Below are 15566 nucleotides of genomic sequence, written 5' to 3'. Positions count from 1 at the left end.
AGTGGGCAGATCTCATGGCCACCAGCGGGCAGTTCTACTGGCCGTCAGCGGGCAGTTCCATGGCCGCCTATGGGCAGCTTGTCATGGCCGCCGACAGAGACGCACGCTGACGGTGCCGCTTCTGGCGAAAGCCCAAGCGCGGATGCTGGCCGAAGGCGTCACAGATGCTGCTCTGCCCGCTGCCGAGCTACCCGATGATCTCCGTCCCCATCTCCCCTTCAACGACGCACAAATCCGCGACGCGCTGCCCGATTCGGACGGCTTCGGATGGCGCGATCTGCGACTGGGTGGCTCTCTTCAATGACGCCCCGGACAAATGCAGCTGACCTACGCGGCTTCGGTCGAGAATGCTCTCGACGCAGCGAACGAGGTGACGCATGACCAGTCCGGAACGTGGTGAATGGCCGGCGAGCGACCGTGGGTACCGGCGCTCCGAAGTGTCGGCGCTCGTGGGGCATGGTGACGCCATCTGGGAGCGCGCCACCAGGGACGTCGTCCGGTGGCGGGTGAAAACAGCGAGCGGGTTTGCGGTCGACTCGACCGGGCCGGTGTCACAGGGGGACCATGTCATCGTCACCGCACGTGTGCTCACTGTGACCGTTGTCGAGCCCGTGGAGGTCGTTGAGGTCGTCAAGGAGTCCGACCGGGTCGGCTTTGCATACCGAACCCTGCCTGGGCACCCGGTCAGTGGTGAAGAGGCGTTCATCGTGCACCGACGTGGCGACGAGGTGCGTCTCACCGTGCGCTCGCTCACGCGACCTGCGCCACAGCAGCCTTGGCGAGCCCTCTACCCACTATTGCTCATCGCCCAACGGATCGCGCGTAGACGCTACCTGCGGTCACTTCGCTGAGCCACTGGCGCGGGCTGGTTCTGAGCATGAGCCGGGTTTCCTCTCTGGCCGGAGTCGTCCTTTGAGGCGCTTCCCTGCGCTCGGAACGTCCTGCACGTCGCAGAATCCGCGTATACAAAATTAAAATGATAGTTTTGATTTAAATACCTAAATGTTTGGAGTCAACATGCTCTCTGCCCAGTCTCTGCCCCTGATCGAAGCGACGTTGCCCCTCGTAGGCGAGCGCATGCCCGAAATCGCCAGGAATTTCTACGGCCGCATGCTCACCGCCCACCCCGAGCTCTTCGACGGCCTGTTCAGCCGCTCGAATCAGAAGAACGGCTCTCAGCAGCAGGCACTCGCCGGCAGCATCGCAGTGTTCGCGACGCACCTGGTTCAGAATCCCGAGACCACTCCCGAGGCCATGCTCTCCCGCATCGCGCACAAGCACGTCTCCCTCGACATCCGGCCCGAGCAGTACGACATTGTCTACAAATACCTCTTCGAAGCCATCGCCGACGAGCTCAGCGACGTCATCACAACGGAGATCGCCGGTGCCTGGACCGAGGTCTACTGGCTGATGGCCCACGCCCTGATCAAGATGGAGAGCGGACTTTACTCCGGCCTCGCAAGCGACAAGCCCCTCGCGCCCTGGGTCGTCGTGAAGAAGGAAACGGCCGGTACCGACGCCGTCACGTTCACCCTCGAACCGGCCGATGACACCCCGGTCTCGCCCGCATTGCCCGGCCAGTACGTGAGCGTCACCGTGCGGATGCCCGACGGCATCCATCAGGTGCGGCAATACTCCTTGTCAGCCGGCACGGCCACGACCCGCGTCTTCACCACCAAGCTGGATGCGAACGGCGAGGTCTCCCCAGCCCTGCACCGCGACGTGCAGGTCGGCGACACGCTGATCCTCTCTGTGCCCTGCGGGGACATCACCCTGGACCGCGGCGACGGCCCGCTCGTCCTGGCCTCGGCTGGTATCGGCTGCACGCCAAGCGCGTCCATCCTGCGCTCGCTGGTGGACGGTGCCTCGAAGCGCGAAGTGCTCGTCCTGCACGCCGAAAGCAACCTGGAACGCTGGGCGCTGCGCGACCAGATGAGCGAGGACATCGCCCTGCTCGAGGCCGCCGAGCTGGAGCTGTGGCTGGAAATCCCGAGCGCCGGTCACCACGAGGGTTTCATGTCTCTCGAGAATGTGACCATTCCCGACAACGCCTCGGTCTACCTGTGCGGGCCGCTCCCGTTTATGCGCAGCCTGCGCTCGCAGGCGCTGGCTGCAGGGGTCCCTGCCAATCGCATCCACTACGAGATCTTCGGACCCGACCTCTGGCTCGCGGGCGTCTGAGCGCTACCGGGCAAAACCGATGCGAGGATGATCGCATGACCAAGGACTTCGTATCGCGTCGACCAGACGTTGTAGCGGTCGAGCTTGTCGGCGGATCTGAGAAGCGCGAGCTGGAACTCGTTGCCTATGACGACAGCTGGCCCGTTATCTTCCTTGCCCACCAGAATCGTCTGCGGAAGGCGCTCGGAACGACGGAAGTCGAGGTTGAACACATCGGATCGACCTCGGTACCCGGGCTGGCGGCCAAGCCGATTATCGACATCCTGGTCACGGTCGGCGATATCACGGTGGAGGAGGACTATCTCGGACCTCTCTTATCCGTGGGATACGAGTTGCGCGTTCGTGAGCCCGGCCATCGCCTGGTGCGAACCTCGGCACGCGATGTGCACATCCACATCCTGCAAAGAGGCGATTCGGCTATCGACAGGTACCTCCTCTTCCGCAACCGTCTTCGTGCGGATGCTGACGACCGGTCCCTATATGAAGCGACCAAGAGCGCGTTGTTGGGTGAGGGTTTCGACGACATGAATGCATACGCCGAAGCCAAGGCCGACGTCATCGCGGCGATCATTGCGCGTGCACTTGCGTCCGGAACCTAGCCTCACCAGAATGTCGCAGGGAAGCTGCCGTCCTGTGGATCCGACGGCCCGTTGTCATACGGGACCGCAGGGAGGGACTTCTAGCGTGCGCGCATGCTGTTGTTGCGGGGGTCGTGGGTGAGTTCGGCGAGTCCGAGCGCTTCGAGCAACGGCGGAAGATACATGCCGAATCGCCCGCGGTATCCGTTCCGGAGCCCGTACCAGCCGCCGAGCGGGTTGGACTCGGACCGGCCCCACGCCTCGACACTCCCCTCAGCCGGGACTTTCTTCTCGTCCGCGGCACCCAGCGGTACCCAATCACCATGCTCCGTGAGCCAGGTGTGCAGGTCCTCAACGGCTCGGGCGTCGTAGCTGAGCTTTGTTGATCCGACCTGGCAGACCAGGCTCGGTGGTGTGCTCGACTCGTCGCGGTACATCGTGTACTGGCTCGTACCCGGCGGGGTGGACAGAATCCACGGTTCGTCTTTGCTTCCAGTGGTCATGAGCTACGTATATCACGCACCCCGCAGCTTGGGAATGCCGGGGGTCAGGTCGTGGACGCCGTGTAGATCCGCTCGATGGAGGTGGCCAGCATTGCGTTGAAGGCTGCGTCCGATTGCTGGACGGTAAGGCCCTCGAGCAGCGCCCGGCTGAAACTGGCGCTCAAACCGTGGTTCTCGGCCAGCAATCGGCAGGCCTCACTTTGGCTGTAGCCACCGGAGAGTGCTACCACCCGCAATACCAGCGGATGCTCGATCAGGTCGGTGTAGAAGTCGGGTACCGTCGGGATCGACAGCTTGACGATCACAGGCTGGTCGGTGGGGAGCCGGTCGAGGGCCGCCAACACGTCGGCTTTGAGCAGGTTTTCGGCTTCGGCCTTGTCAGGGGCATGTATGTCGACTTCGGGTTCCAAGATCGGCACCAGGCCATGGGAAAGAACCTGCGCGGCGACGGCAAACTGTTGGTCGACGATCGCCTGGATTCCGGCGGGGTTGGCTGACTTGATCACGGAACGCATCTTCGTGCCGAACATCGTGCGTTCAACGGCACGGGTGAGGAGGGGTTCCAGCTTGGTGAGGGGCCTCATCAACTGGACGCCGTCCTCCTCAGCGGCCAGGCCCTGATCGACCTTGACGATTGGCACGATACCTCGGGCGGTGAGGTACTCACCCGTCAACTGGCCGTTAACGGTGCGGTCCATGGTCTGCTCGAAGAGGATCGTCGCGAGGATGCGGTCGGAGGTGAAGCTTGCGGCCGTCATTACACGGGCACGCATCTGATGCATCAGGTCGAACATCTGCTCATCGCTGCCGTACGAGGCCGGGTCGATGCCATAGAGCTTCAGAGCGCCACTCGTGCTGCCGCCGCTTTGGTCAAGTGCTGCGACGAAGCCGACTCCGGTGTTCATCCTTGCTGCTTGTTCGGTATTCAAAGTCCCTCCAAAAAGGTCGTGGACTCGAGTCCAGTTTAGCGAGCGGTGATCGTCGCCCGAGCGGTTCACCGCGCCGATTTCCGGCTGTCGGCCCAGGCCTCGTGCCGGCACCGGGTGATTCTCGAAGCTGAGCCAGCGTCATCGGATGGACTGACTCGATTGGTGCCCGGGGACGTTACCTGCGTGGTGCCTTGGGCTATGCCACCGGCGCCCGCACCAGCTTCGCCAAGGCGGCCGGTCTGGTGCAGAACTCACGAACCCGGCCGCACCCACTTCCGTCGCACCGGAACCCCAAGTGGCGGCTGCGGCTCCCCGAATGCCCGGCGTCGCAGCGTCAGGAACTCGCGCACGGAATTGTCGGCAGACGGCCTTTAGCTGCCGTTGTACTCGTCATCGGTGATGTGCTCAAGCCAGGTGGTGGTTTTGGCCGGGTCGTCGCCCGACTGAACCATGGCGATGTGCTCCATGAAGACGCCGGGGGCTGCCGCGTGCCAGTGCTGTTCGCCTGGCGGGGTGTAGAGCGTCTGGCCGGGGTGGACCTCGATGATCGAGCCGTCTCGCGCTCCGAAACGGGCGACGCCCTGCGTGACGCGGACGTACTGGCCCAGTTCGTGGGAGTGCCAGGCGGTGCGGGCTCCTGGAGCGAACCGCACCGTCACGACGACCATGCGCTGGTCGGCCTCGTGGGGCAGTGCGATCGGGTCGAGCCAGACTTCACCGGCGAACTGGGCGGCCGGGTTGAGTGTGGTCGGTACTGCAGGTTCGATGATCATGATGTTCCTTACTCGTTCTTGGAGAAATACTGCTTGGCGACGCCCATTGCGGCCATGCCCCGGGGCCAGCCGGCGTAGAGCGTGACGTGCGTGATGGCTTCGATGAGTTCGATCTGGGTTACGCCGTTCTTGACGGCGTGATCGAGGTGGAAGGTCAACTGGTCGGTGTTCCCGCCGGCCGTGAGTACGGCCACGGTGATCAGGCTGCGGTCGCGGGCGGAGAGTTCGGGGCGGTTCCAGACGTCGGCGAAGAGGACGTCGTCGGTGAGTTCGGCGAGTTTCGGAGCGAAGTCGCCGAACAGGTTCCGGCCTCCTCCGACCTGCGTGCGTTGGCTGGTCATGGTGTTCCTTTCAGGGGTGGTCGATGGTGCGGGGAGCGGCAGGAGTGTGTCGTTCAGAAGGCGATCATGACCTTGAGGGCTTCGCGGTCGTCCATGGCACGGTACGCCTCGGGGACGGCGTCGAGGGTGACGGTACGGTCGAAGACCCTTCCGGGGTTGACGGTGCCGTCGAGGATCGCCGGCATCAGCCGTTCGATGTAGGCCCGCATAGGAGCCGGGCCGCCGGTCAGGGTGATGTTGGCGCCGAAGAGGCTGCCGAACCCGATCGGTGCGTCCTCATACTGGGGAACGCCGACGCGGCTGATGACTCCGCCGGGCCGGACGATGCGGTAGGCCTGTTCGTAGGCGGGCAGATGCCCGACCGCTTCGAGCACCTTCCGGACGCCGTGACCGCCGGTGAGTTCGCGGACCTTGTTGATGCCTTCGTCGCCGCGTTCTGCGACGACGTCGGTTGCGCCGAATTCCCGCCCGAGGTCGGTGCGCGCCTGGTGGCGCCCCATCAGGATGATGCGCTCGGCGCCGAGCTGCTTGGCTGAGAGGACCGCCATCAGGCCGACCGCTCCGTCACCGATGACCGCGACAGTGTCTCCGGCGGTGACACCAGCGCGGCTGGCTGCGTGCCACCCGGTGCCGTAGACGTCGGACAGGGTCAGCAGCGAGGTGAGCAGCGGGGACTTCTCGTCGATGCCGGGGACTTTCACGAGGGTCCCATCGGCGAAGGGGACCCGGATGCCTTCGGCCTGGGCGCCGCCTATGCCGGGCATGTCCCAGAATCCGCCGTGGATGCAGGAGGTGTAGAGGCCTTCGCGGCAGAATTCGCACGTTCCGTCGGAGAAGGCGAACGGAGAGATGACAAGGTCGCCGGGCGCGAGGGTGCGGACGTCGGATCCGACTTCCTCGACGACGCCGATGAATTCGTGCCCCATGGACACCCCACCCGGGGTGCTCGGCATGCTGTGGAACGGGTGCAGGTCGGAACCGCACACGCAGGCCCGAACGATTCGGACGACGGCGTCGGTGGTGTCGTGCACGACGGGGTCGGGGGCGTCGACGAGACGAACGTCGCCAGCACCGAACATGTATATCGCTTTCATTGCTATCTCCAGATGTGTTGCTGTCGATTGGTCGAATGGTTGAGAAATTGTGGGAAATGGTTGCTAGAGGCGGACGGGGAAAGCGGTGCGACGTCCGTAGACGGTGAGCAGGAGCGCGGTGAGGCCGAACACGATCATCACGACGGTGAGGACGAGGCCGTCGAAGACTGTCAGTAGGGCGGCGCCGAGAATGCCGGCGGTGAAGATGGCGAGGTTGAACGCCACCGGCAGGAACGAGTTGGCGATATCCGAGTCGTTGCCTCCCGTTGTGGTGAGAGCGGCTTGGACCTGGGCGGATACCCCGCCGAACGCGATTCCCCACAGAACGGTCGCGACGACGATCGCCGCGGTCGAGGTGTGCCCGATGAGGAGGACAACACCGGCCATGATGAACAGCGCCGCGCTGCCGTGCAGCAGCGGTCTCGAATAGCGGTCCAGCAGCGCCCCGGTGATGACGATGCCGCCGATCGAGGCGACTCCGAAGATGAAAAGCTGAACGTCGACGGTGAGGCTGCTGCTGGTCGCCCTGAGGTACGGGGAGAGATAGGTGTAGATCGTGTTGTGCGCCAACATCCAGGTGAAGATGACGGACAGAATGATGGCGATGCCGGGGATTCGGAACACCCGGACCAAGGGCAGTCGTGAGCTTCCCGGCTGTCCGTGGGCGTCGGGGGCGATCGCGGCGATGAGCGCACCGGCGATGATGGCCACTGCGGTGAGGCCGCCAAATGCCCACCTCCAGTCGAATGTCGTTCCAAGCCAGGATCCGAGGGGTGTACCGAGGGCGAATCCGACCGGTGCCCCGCCGGAGACGATCGCCAGGGACAGCCCTGCGCGGGACGGCGGGCTGATCTTTCGACCGTAGGCCGCGAGCATCCCCCAGATGATTCCTGAGAATGCCCCCGCAACGAACCGTGACAGCAGGGACAGAGCCACGTCGCTGGAGAGTGCGGTGACGCTGTTCGCGAGGATGAGACCGAGGATCGTTCCGAGGAGCAGGGGCTTTCGGCGCATTCCCCGGGTCAGGGTGATGGCCGGGATCGTGATGATGACCGTGCCGAGGGCGTATGCGCTCACAAATAGCCCGACGGTGCCTTCGCTGGTCCCCATGCCGGCGGCGATGACCGGAAGCAGGCCGGCCGGCATGGTCTCCATCGCCACGAGAACGAAGCCGATGACCGCCAAGGCAACCAGGGTTGCCAGAGGCAAACGCTTCATCGTCTCGACGGCGGCCGGTGGTGGCACCGTGATGGTCGTGTTCAAGATTCTCCTCACCGCCGACTGTTGCATGCGTTACTGCCCACGGGTGCGCAACGGTCCACACCGTGCCCGCCGTGAACAGCCGGTTGTTGCATATGCCTCAGTCAACGCGCTGTGCACCCCGGGAGGGAGTCTCTGTCGAGGGGTGTACCAGCAGGGCACCCCGCGCCCAGTGCCGGAGACGTAGTCTCGTCGACATGGACAATCACTCCGAGGTACGCGAATTCCTCATGTCCCGCCGCGCGAAAATTGCTCCGGAACAGGTGGGCCTTCCCGCCGGAGCAAACCGGCGGGTGGCGGGGCTCCGTCGCACCGAGGTGGCAACGCTCGCCGGCGTCAGTGTCGAGTACTACGCCAAGCTCGAACGTGGCGCGATCGGAGGGGCGTCCTCCTCCGTTCTCGACGCCCTTGCCCGCGCACTCAACCTCGACGACACGGAACGGACCCACCTCTTCGACCTCGCCCGCGCAGCAGACGGCGTCCCATTGTCCGGACGTCCGCGCAGGCGCGCCACAAAGAACGCCGTGAGCAGGCTCAGTCTTCACTGGGTACTCAGCACGATCACCGACGGCGTGGCATTCGTGCGCGACCAGCACCAGGATCTTCTCGCCACAAACGAACTCGGACGTGCCTTCTACTCGCCACTGATCGGCGACGGTGGGCGCACACCGAACCTGGCCCGGTTCCAATTCCTCGACCCCGCATCACGCGACTTCTATCCGGACTGGGATCTCTTCGCCGGAATGTGCGTCGCAATCATGCGTGCCGAAGCAGGGCGCGACCCCAACGACAAAGGCCTCCAGGACCTCGTCGGCGAACTATCCACCCGCAGCGACACATTCCGCCAGCTCTGGGGGGCCCACGACGTCCGCACCCACGGCTCCGGCACAAAACGCTTCAATCACCCCGTCGTCGGCGAGCTCACTCTTGCCTATGAAGAGCTCATCATCACCGCCGACCCAGGATTCGTTCTTATGATCTACACCGCGGAACCCGGCTCACCCAGCGCAGAGCGTCTGCGACTCCTGGCCAGCTGGGCAGCCCCGCGAATCGAAGCGGCCGAACCCCGGTAAGGGCTTCGCTTCAGTGAGGCGATGTTGCCTGCTGTTCATTCACCGATCAGGTGCCGACGAACGAAGGGACTACTGGGCGGGACGCCTCGACCCGTAGAAGCCGGACTTGATATCGTCGACAAGGCCGGCGTGCGTCGGTGTCCAGCCGAGCAGGTCCTGCGTCCGGGCGCTCGAGGTGGGAACGTCCAGGCCGAAGAACATGCCGATCCAGCCGAAGTGCGCGGCGGCATCTTCCGGGGGAATCGACACCAGTGGGATGCCTCGAGCGTCGCCGATTGCGGCGGCAATCTCGAGCGACGAGATGCCCTCTTCGCCGACGGCGTGCACGCGGGATCCGGCAGGCGCCTTCGCGAGTGCGAGTGCCACCATCCTCGCTGCATCCAGACGATTCACGGCAGGCCAGCGGCTGGAACCGTCACCGACATAGCCGGAGACACCCTTTTCGCCGGCGATCCCTGAGATCACCTGCATGAATCCGTGGTCGCCCTCACCGTGGACTGTCGGGGAGAAACGGAGGGCGACGGAGCGGATTCCGCGGTCGGCATAGGAAAGCGCGAGCGCCTCTGCGCCCCCGCGCGGCGCCTCAGGCCCGCTGAACGGAACCGCGTCGTCCTCGCTTGCGAGCCTGCCAGGCGCGAGCCCCGCAACACCAGACGCGAACAGGAACGGGCGATCCGAGCCGGCGAGGGTGTCCCCGAACATCTCGATGGTGGCTCGCTCGGTCGCGCCGGCACCCGCCATGTCGGAAAAGTCGTGCTTGTATGCCAGATGGATGACGCCATCCGCTGCTGCCGCCGCCTCGCGCATGCTGTCGAGATCGTCGAGATTCCCGCGATGGGGAGTGACGCCGGCGGCCTGCAGTTTCGCGAACGACTCGTCGTTTCGCGCCAGGCCGACGACCTCGTGTCCGGCAGCGATGATTTCCTGGGATACGGCAGAGCCGATCCAGCCGGAAGCGCCGGTGATGAAAATACGCATGAGTGACTTCTCCTTCGAGACGCGCGCCCGGTCGGTTGCCAGGCATCGGCTACTGATGTCAGTTGCTGACGTCAGAGTAGCACGTAATGTCAGCGACCGACATCAACTCGAAAGATCGTAGACTGCCTTTCATGGGACGCTGGCTACCGGATGCGCACGGTCGGCTCGCGCGCGCCGCACTGGAGCTCTACTCGGAGCGCGGCTTCGAGCAGACGACGGCCCTTGAGATCGCGGAACGAGCGGGTGTTACTGAGCGCACGTTCTTCCGTTACTTCGCCGACAAACGGGAGGTGCTCTTCCAGGGATCCCAGGAACTCCAGCGCATCATCCTCGCGACCATTGCCGAGACGCCCGAAGATGTGCGACCGGTCGACGTGGTCATTGCGGCCATGAACAAGGTCGGCGGACTGGTCTTCGACCGTGCACACTCCATTCGGCGGGCCGCGATCATCTCGGCCAATCCCGCACTCCAGGAGCGCGAACTGCTGAAATTTTCGACCCTGAGCGCATCCGTCGCGGGGGCGCTGCGCGAGCGCGGGGTTGCGGAGCCGTCGGCGACCCTTGCCGCCGAGACGGGTGTGACCGTGTTCAAGATCGGCTTCGAGAGATGGATCACGGGTACGCCTTCCGAGGACTGGGCTGAGTGCATCCGTGACACCGTCTGCCAGCTTCGTGAGGTCACACCCAGCATCATCGTTGGCTAGACCTGAACGCGGAGTAGCTTGAGAGCATGACCGAACAACAGCCCTATGCGGTCGTGGGCAATAACGATGGTTTCGAGTTGCGTCGCTACCCGGAGCATCTCGTCGCCGAGGTCATCACGACAGGGCCATTCGAAGATGCCGGCAATCGTGCATTCCGATACCTGTTCGCCTATATCAGCGGTGAGAATTCCGTTCGTCAGAAGGTCGCGATGACCGCGCCTGTCGTGCAGGCCGAGGCGTCGACGAAGATCGCGATGACCGCTCCTGTCGTTCAGGAGGCCGTCGGCGGAAAGCCAGGTGATCCTGGCGAGAAGGGGGCGTTCCGCGTTGCCTTCGTGCTCCCCACGGGCCTCACGATCGAGACGGCTCCACAACCGACCAGCCCGCAGGTGCGGCTGAGGAGCATTCCGGGGAGTCTCACCGCTGCGGTGAGGTATCGCGGCCGGTGGGACGAGGCCGGGTATGCGCGCCATCTGGAGTTGCTCCGGGGAGCGATAGCCGCCTCTGGATTCACGGCGTGGGGAGAGCCCCGTTTCGCCCGTTTCGATCCACCGTTCATGCCCTCGTTCCTGCGTCGTAACGAGGTCCTGCTCGATATCGTGCCCACCGAGGCAGAGACTCGGCCGTAACCTCGTCAGCCAGGTCGAGGGCGCCCTGGCCGACTTGACGCACAGGCGCTGATGGGAATCGAAGAGCCGCAGCCGGAACGCCGGCCCATCCCTGCTAACCCCTGGCGGGATCTCTGCCAACCCCTTAGCCGACAACCGCTTGGACGACAAGAAGGGCAAGAAATAATTCGTGCCTCCGGGCGGGCCAGTGCATGATGCATGCACCGGCCCCACCAATGGCTACTCGGTCACGAGTACGGCTTCCCGCTTGTCGGGCTGGGAATCGGGGCGCTCGTCGAGTGCATGGCCTTCCATGTCAAGATTCGGGAGGAGGCGATCGAGCCACTTCGGCAGCCACCACGCGGCCTTGCCGAGCAGGGACATCATTGCGGGCATCAGGATGAGGCGCACGATGAAGGCGTCAGCCATCACTCCGACCACGAGCCCGAAGGCGATGGATGCGGCGATCGGGAAGGTGCTCGTCGCAAAGCCCGCGAAGACGACGGTCATGATGGTTGCCGCAGCCACCAGGACCGGGCCCGAACGGGAGAAGCCTTCGATGATCGCCTGCTTCGGCGACATTCCCGTGTTGTGCATCTCCTGGATCCGGGACACCAGGAAGACCTGGTAATCCATGGCGAGCCCGAAGAGCACGCCGACGAGCAGGATCGGCAGGATGCTCATCATCGGGTCGCCCTGGGGCGCCGGGATCAGGGGATCGAGCCAGCCCCACTGGAAGACGGCGACGCTCGCGCCGAAGGAGGCGCCGACGGAGAGCAGGTAGCCGAGGGTGGCGATGAGCGGGATGAGCAGCGACCGGAACATGACGATCAAGAGCACCAGGGAGATGACGACGATGACAATGAGATACCGGATCAGCGCGTCCTGGAGGGCCTGGTCCTGGTCGATGCCGATCGCGGTCTCTCCGGTCACCTCGAGGTGGATTCCGGGCACAGAGTCGGCGTCGGTGCGGATCTGCTGGACGAGGTCCTTCGTCTGCTGATCGATGGGGCCTTCTGCGGGGATCACGGTCAGGAGTGCGACGTTTCCGTCGGCGCTGATCGGGCCGGGAACGACCATCTGGACACCGGGAAGGCTGGCGAGTGCGTCCTGGACGGATGCGGTCTGGGCGGTGATATCGCCGTCGGCTTCGGCGAGCACGACGAGCGGGCTTTGCACCCCGCCGAATTCGTCGATGATGAGGTTGTACGCGGTCCGCTGCGTCGAGGTCGGGTCGGCGCCGCCGGGGATGCTGAATGCGGTCTTCATGCTGAGGATGGGGGCGGCGACAATGACAAGCACGACAACGCCGGCGAGCAGCGACCGGACCGGATGGGCGACGACGAACGTCCCCCAGCGCCGGAGGAACCCTTTCCGAGTGGGGGACTGCGCGTCCGTCGAACCATCGGATGGCGTCCCGAAGGCGTTCGAGCGGCGGGTGCGTTGCTTCTTCGGCAGAACCCGGCGTCCGAGGGTGCGCATCAGGACCGGGAGGAGGGTCAGGGCCATCAGCACCGAAACGAGGATGGCGAAGGCGGCGGCGATGCCCATCTCCGTGATGAAACTGATGTTCGCGACGAGGAGGCCGACCAGGGCGATGATGACGGTGAGGCCGGCGAACACCACAGAGCTTCCGGCGGTTCCCGTTGCCCGGGCGACGGAGTCTTCGACGTTCCTGCCGCTGCGGAGCTCGGCGCGGAACCGGGTCAGGATGAACAGGCTGTAGTCGATCCCGACGGCGAGGCCGAGCATGGGCGCGAGGATGATGGTCGTGTCGCCGATCGGGGTCAGCGCCCCATAGGCGAGAACGCCCACGAGGCCGACGCCGACGCCGAAGACGGCGATCAGGAGGTTGACCCCGGCCGCGAGGAGCGACCCGAAGGTGAGGATCAGGACGAGGAAGGCGACGATCACTCCGACGCCCTCACCGATGCCCGCGGGCGGGGCGCCGAGCGGGACCAGGTTTCCGCCGACCTCGACCCGGAGGCCGTCAGGGGCATCCGCTTGCACGGTGAGGGCTGCCTCGTAGGAGGCTTTCTGCTGGTCGGCGGATAGGTCGCCGAAGCTGAGCGTCGAAACGGCGGTGCTCCCGTCCTGGGAGATGTACGGCTTCTGCGCGTCGAAAGGGTCGCTGACGGACGCGATGTCCGGGATGGTCGCGGCATCGGCCAGGACGCCGGCGATCTGAGCGGTGGCGGCGGCATCCGTGACGGCGGCCCCCGTGTCGGACTGGAAGACGAGCTGCAATGAGGAGGGCGTGCTGGTGCCCAGATCGGGGAATTCCTGGCTCATCCGCTCCAGCGCCTGGGAGGACTGCGTGCTCGGAATCGACGTGGAGGCCGTTCCGGGGGAGCCCTGGCCGCTCGCAACGACCAAGGTGCCGATGAGGCCGACGAAGATCAGCAGCCAGGCGCCGACCACCACCAGTCTGTGCCGGGCGCTGAAGCGCCCGATGAGGGAAAGAAACGTGGCCATGATGCTCCTAGGACTCGCGAAGAGAGGCGTCCGGGCATTCGCGGTCGGCCGGTTGGGCCAGGCGGATGCTGCCGTGCGGCAGGGACAGTTCCTATCGTTCCCGCGGGGCGGCTCGGCCACCTCGTCCAGGCGCATCGGCCGGTCTACTGCGTGCGCAGTAGACCGGGTGTGGGAGTGAGCCGGCTACGCGGAGAGCCCGGCGCGGTAGGCGAAGGTGACGAGCTGGGCGCGGTCACGGGCGCCGAGCTTCATCATCGCCCGGTTGGCGTGGGTCTTGACCGTGTATGGCGAGACGAACATGTCGGATGCGATCTGGGCGTTGTCGCGCCCCGTTGCGATGGCGATGACGACGTCTCGTTCGCGGGGTGTGAGCACGGAGAAGCGATCGACCATGGCCGCGTCGACAGCCGGGCGGTGTTCCTCGGCGACGTGGTGGATGAGCGCCGCGGTCGCGGCGGCGGACAAAGCGCCGCCACCGGAGGCGACGTCGACGATCCCGGCCACAAGTTCGGTCGGTCCGATGCCCTTGCTGAGAAAGCCGTTCGCGCCGGCCCGGAGTGCTGCGAAGACGTTCTCGTCGTTTTCGAACGTGGTCAGGATGATGATGCGCAGTTCTTCGGGCGGAAAGTCGAGGCGCAGGCGCCGGGTGGCTTCGACGCCATCGATTCCGGGCATGCGGATGTCCATCAGAACCACGTCGACGGACAGCCCGACGATCTGCTGGAGCGCTTCGAAACCGTCGGCGGCATCCGCCACGACGTCGATGTCCGGCTCCGGGGCGAGGATGGCGCGCAGCCCGACCCGGATCATCTCCTGGTCGTCCACGATCATGACCCGGATCATCGGATCCTGCCTCCGTCGACCCGGAGGGTCGCGGTGACGTGGAAGAGGTCATCACGGTCCTCGACCACGAGTTTGCCGCCGGCCGATGCGGCGCGTTCCCGCATTCCGACGAGACCGTAACCGCGGCGCGGGGCCAGGTCTGCCCCCGTCCGCGTCCGCGCAGGGGAGGCGATCTTCGCGGTGCGCACGGTCTTCGGATTGGAGACCGTGATCGTGAGGACGGCGCCGGACAGGGTCGTACTCAGCGTGACCGGTCCCGAACCGTGGCGCTGGGAATTCGTCAAGGCCTCCTGCACAATCCGGAATGCAGCGGTGCTCACTTCGGGATCGAGCGCGGCGGGTGCCTGGGTGAGGTCGGCCCGGACATCGACCCCGGCGTTCCGGCAGGATTCGATGAGATCGGGTATCCCGGAGAAGTCCGGCGCCGGCCGCAAGCCGACGCCGGAGTCGCGGCCCTCGGTGGTGTCGGAGCGCAGCACGTGCAGAATGCGCTGGGTCTCGAGCAGGACGGATTGGACACTCGTGCGCGCCGAGTGCAGGGATTCGCGGGCGACGGCGGCGTCGCTCGGCAGGTTCACTTCGGCGACGCCCAGGTGAATTCCGAGGACGGCCACCTCGTGCCCGATCACGTCGTGCAGGTCGCGGGCGATCCGGAGGCGTTCCTCGGTGACGCGGCCATTCGCCTCGGTATCCCGCGCGGCGAGAGCGTCGAGCGTGCGCTGTTCCAGCTCGTTTCGATAGCGGTCGTGGCTGCGCACCGCGCTTCCCGCGGCGGCGGCCATGAAGCCGAACGCGAATGCGGTGAAGGCGGTCGGGCTGCCGAAACCGATTCCGTTGTACATCACGGCGGCGAAATACAGGGTCGGTCCCACGAGCAGGCCGACCCATACGCCCGGAAGTGCGCGCAGGGTGACGGAGAAGGCGGTGAACACGGCAATGTTCCAGGTGATCAGCGGATCCCAGGCGACCGTGGCCGCGAGCAGCGGCGTGAGGGTGACGATCACGATGCCGGTCCAGGGATACCGTCGGGAGACGAGGACGCCGAGGAGAGAGACGGTCAGGGGCAGATATCCGAAGAGGCTCGTGCCGTTGGCCAGGGGGACACTGAATTCGGTCGCCGCGGCAACGAGTGTGACCGCGACCGCGGCCAGGTCGAGTGTTCGCGGATTGCGGTACCAGCGGGGTCGATAGGCGGCGAGTTCTCTGGGGGAGGCCGACATCGTCAC

At 65.3% G+C, this 15566-nt stretch carries 16 protein-coding genes and 1 pseudogene; 7 read left to right on the top strand and 10 right to left on the bottom strand.

Translation table 11 applies throughout. From position 1 onward, the window contains the following. The 4 genes and pseudogenes from E3O39_RS19340 to E3O39_RS14830 all read left to right on the top strand — a co-directional run. Positions 1 to 304: pseudogene (locus tag E3O39_RS19340) on the top strand (hypothetical protein); the annotation flags it as partial. Between the two features lie 73 nt (positions 305 to 377). Beyond that, positions 378 to 851: a DUF1990 family protein gene (locus E3O39_RS14840; protein ID WP_134445782.1), complete on the top strand. Its 474-nt coding sequence runs from the start codon at positions 378 to 380 to the stop codon at positions 849 to 851. Between the two features lie 166 nt (positions 852 to 1017). Further along, positions 1018 to 2181, top strand: a complete 1164-nt coding sequence (locus tag E3O39_RS14835) for a globin domain-containing protein (protein WP_134445781.1) — start codon at positions 1018 to 1020, stop codon at positions 2179 to 2181. A 35-nt stretch (positions 2182 to 2216) separates the two neighbouring features. Beyond that, positions 2217 to 2780, top strand: a complete 564-nt coding sequence (locus E3O39_RS14830) for a GrpB family protein (protein ID WP_134445780.1) — start codon at positions 2217 to 2219, stop codon at positions 2778 to 2780. Between the two features lie 80 nt (positions 2781 to 2860). On the opposite strand, the gene E3O39_RS14825 is transcribed toward E3O39_RS14830, so the two are convergent. From E3O39_RS14825 to E3O39_RS14800, 6 genes are all read right to left on the bottom strand, one after another. Further along, positions 2861 to 3262, bottom strand: a complete 402-nt coding sequence (locus E3O39_RS14825; RefSeq protein ID WP_134445779.1) for a DUF6855 family protein — start codon at positions 3260 to 3262, stop codon at positions 2861 to 2863. A gap of 44 nt (positions 3263 to 3306) precedes the next feature. Continuing rightward, positions 3307 to 4191 carry a fructose bisphosphate aldolase gene (locus E3O39_RS14820; protein ID WP_134445789.1) on the bottom strand — a complete coding sequence of 295 codons (885 nt, stop codon included), beginning with the start codon at positions 4189 to 4191 and terminating at the stop codon, positions 3307 to 3309. A 371-nt stretch (positions 4192 to 4562) separates the two neighbouring features. Then, complete coding sequence (locus E3O39_RS14815) at positions 4563 to 4964, bottom strand: cupin domain-containing protein (protein ID WP_134445778.1); 402 nt, start codon at positions 4962 to 4964, stop codon at positions 4563 to 4565. Positions 4965 to 4972: 8 nt separating this feature from the next. Continuing rightward, a complete protein-coding gene (locus tag E3O39_RS14810; protein ID WP_134445777.1) occupies positions 4973 to 5305 on the bottom strand; it encodes a carboxymuconolactone decarboxylase family protein in 333 nt (110 codons plus the stop codon). A 53-nt stretch (positions 5306 to 5358) separates the two neighbouring features. After that, positions 5359 to 6399 carry an alcohol dehydrogenase catalytic domain-containing protein gene (locus tag E3O39_RS14805; protein ID WP_134445776.1) on the bottom strand — a complete coding sequence of 347 codons (1041 nt, stop codon included), beginning with the start codon at positions 6397 to 6399 and terminating at the stop codon, positions 5359 to 5361. Between the two features lie 63 nt (positions 6400 to 6462). Continuing rightward, positions 6463 to 7662 carry an MFS transporter gene (locus E3O39_RS14800; protein WP_241985100.1) on the bottom strand — a complete coding sequence of 400 codons (1200 nt, stop codon included), beginning with the start codon at positions 7660 to 7662 and terminating at the stop codon, positions 6463 to 6465. 194 nt (positions 7663 to 7856) lie between these two features. Between E3O39_RS14800 and E3O39_RS14795 the strand changes: the two genes are divergently transcribed. Continuing rightward, the gene (locus E3O39_RS14795) at positions 7857 to 8732 is read left to right on the top strand and encodes a helix-turn-helix transcriptional regulator (protein ID WP_134445775.1); all 876 of its coding nucleotides are present in this window, start codon (positions 7857 to 7859) and stop codon (positions 8730 to 8732) included. Between the two features lie 69 nt (positions 8733 to 8801). On the opposite strand, the gene E3O39_RS14790 is transcribed toward E3O39_RS14795, so the two are convergent. Further along, on the bottom strand, positions 8802 to 9710 hold the full coding sequence (locus E3O39_RS14790; RefSeq protein WP_134445774.1) for an SDR family oxidoreductase: 909 nt from the start codon (positions 9708 to 9710) through the stop codon (positions 8802 to 8804). A 131-nt stretch (positions 9711 to 9841) separates the two neighbouring features. Here E3O39_RS14790 and E3O39_RS14785 point away from each other — a divergent pair, with 131 nt between their 5' ends. After that, a complete protein-coding gene (locus E3O39_RS14785) occupies positions 9842 to 10414 on the top strand; it encodes a TetR family transcriptional regulator (RefSeq protein WP_134445773.1) in 573 nt (190 codons plus the stop codon). A gap of 26 nt (positions 10415 to 10440) precedes the next feature. Then, positions 10441 to 11043, top strand: a complete 603-nt coding sequence (locus E3O39_RS14780; protein WP_134445772.1) for a heme-binding protein — start codon at positions 10441 to 10443, stop codon at positions 11041 to 11043. Positions 11044 to 11262: 219 nt separating this feature from the next. Here the strand turns inward: E3O39_RS14780 and E3O39_RS14775 are convergent, their stop codons facing one another. From E3O39_RS14775 to E3O39_RS14765, 3 genes are all read right to left on the bottom strand, one after another. Then, on the bottom strand, positions 11263 to 13497 hold the full coding sequence (locus E3O39_RS14775) for an MMPL family transporter (RefSeq protein WP_134445771.1): 2235 nt from the start codon (positions 13495 to 13497) through the stop codon (positions 11263 to 11265). Positions 13498 to 13680: 183 nt separating this feature from the next. Further along, complete coding sequence (locus E3O39_RS14770) at positions 13681 to 14340, bottom strand: response regulator transcription factor (protein WP_134445770.1); 660 nt, start codon at positions 14338 to 14340, stop codon at positions 13681 to 13683. Continuing rightward, the gene (locus tag E3O39_RS14765; protein WP_134445787.1) at positions 14337 to 15560 is read right to left on the bottom strand and encodes a sensor histidine kinase; all 1224 of its coding nucleotides are present in this window, start codon (positions 15558 to 15560) and stop codon (positions 14337 to 14339) included. Before E3O39_RS14765 ends, E3O39_RS14770 begins: the two co-directional genes overlap by 4 nt. Positions 15561 to 15566 lie beyond the last annotated feature (6 nt).

This window comes from Cryobacterium sp. MDB2-A-1, from assembly GCF_004402675.1.
Lineage (GTDB): Bacteria > Actinomycetota > Actinomycetes > Actinomycetales > Microbacteriaceae > Cryobacterium > Cryobacterium glucosi.
This window is presented reverse-complemented; position numbering and strand designations above follow the sequence as displayed.

Coding starts and splice junctions, on each gene's coding strand:
- E3O39_RS14840 (WP_134445782.1), top strand. CDS start 378: ATGACCAGTCCGGAACGTGGTGAATGGCCGGCGAGCGACCGTGGGTAC.
- E3O39_RS14835 (WP_134445781.1), top strand. CDS start 1,018: ATGCTCTCTGCCCAGTCTCTGCCCCTGATCGAAGCGACGTTGCCCCTC.
- E3O39_RS14830 (WP_134445780.1), top strand. CDS start 2,217: ATGACCAAGGACTTCGTATCGCGTCGACCAGACGTTGTAGCGGTCGAG.
- E3O39_RS14825 (WP_134445779.1), bottom strand. CDS start 3,262: ATGACCACTGGAAGCAAAGACGAACCGTGGATTCTGTCCACCCCGCCG.
- E3O39_RS14815 (WP_134445778.1), bottom strand. CDS start 4,964: ATGATCATCGAACCTGCAGTACCGACCACACTCAACCCGGCCGCCCAG.
- E3O39_RS14810 (WP_134445777.1), bottom strand. CDS start 5,305: ATGACCAGCCAACGCACGCAGGTCGGAGGAGGCCGGAACCTGTTCGGC.
- E3O39_RS14805 (WP_134445776.1), bottom strand. CDS start 6,399: ATGAAAGCGATATACATGTTCGGTGCTGGCGACGTTCGTCTCGTCGAC.
- E3O39_RS14795 (WP_134445775.1), top strand. CDS start 7,857: ATGGACAATCACTCCGAGGTACGCGAATTCCTCATGTCCCGCCGCGCG.
- E3O39_RS14790 (WP_134445774.1), bottom strand. CDS start 9,710: ATGCGTATTTTCATCACCGGCGCTTCCGGCTGGATCGGCTCTGCCGTA.
- E3O39_RS14785 (WP_134445773.1), top strand. CDS start 9,842: ATGGGACGCTGGCTACCGGATGCGCACGGTCGGCTCGCGCGCGCCGCA.
- E3O39_RS14780 (WP_134445772.1), top strand. CDS start 10,441: ATGACCGAACAACAGCCCTATGCGGTCGTGGGCAATAACGATGGTTTC.
- E3O39_RS14775 (WP_134445771.1), bottom strand. CDS start 13,497: ATGGCCACGTTTCTTTCCCTCATCGGGCGCTTCAGCGCCCGGCACAGA.
- E3O39_RS14770 (WP_134445770.1), bottom strand. CDS start 14,340: ATGATCCGGGTCATGATCGTGGACGACCAGGAGATGATCCGGGTCGGG.
- E3O39_RS14765 (WP_134445787.1), bottom strand. CDS start 15,560: ATGTCGGCCTCCCCCAGAGAACTCGCCGCCTATCGACCCCGCTGGTAC.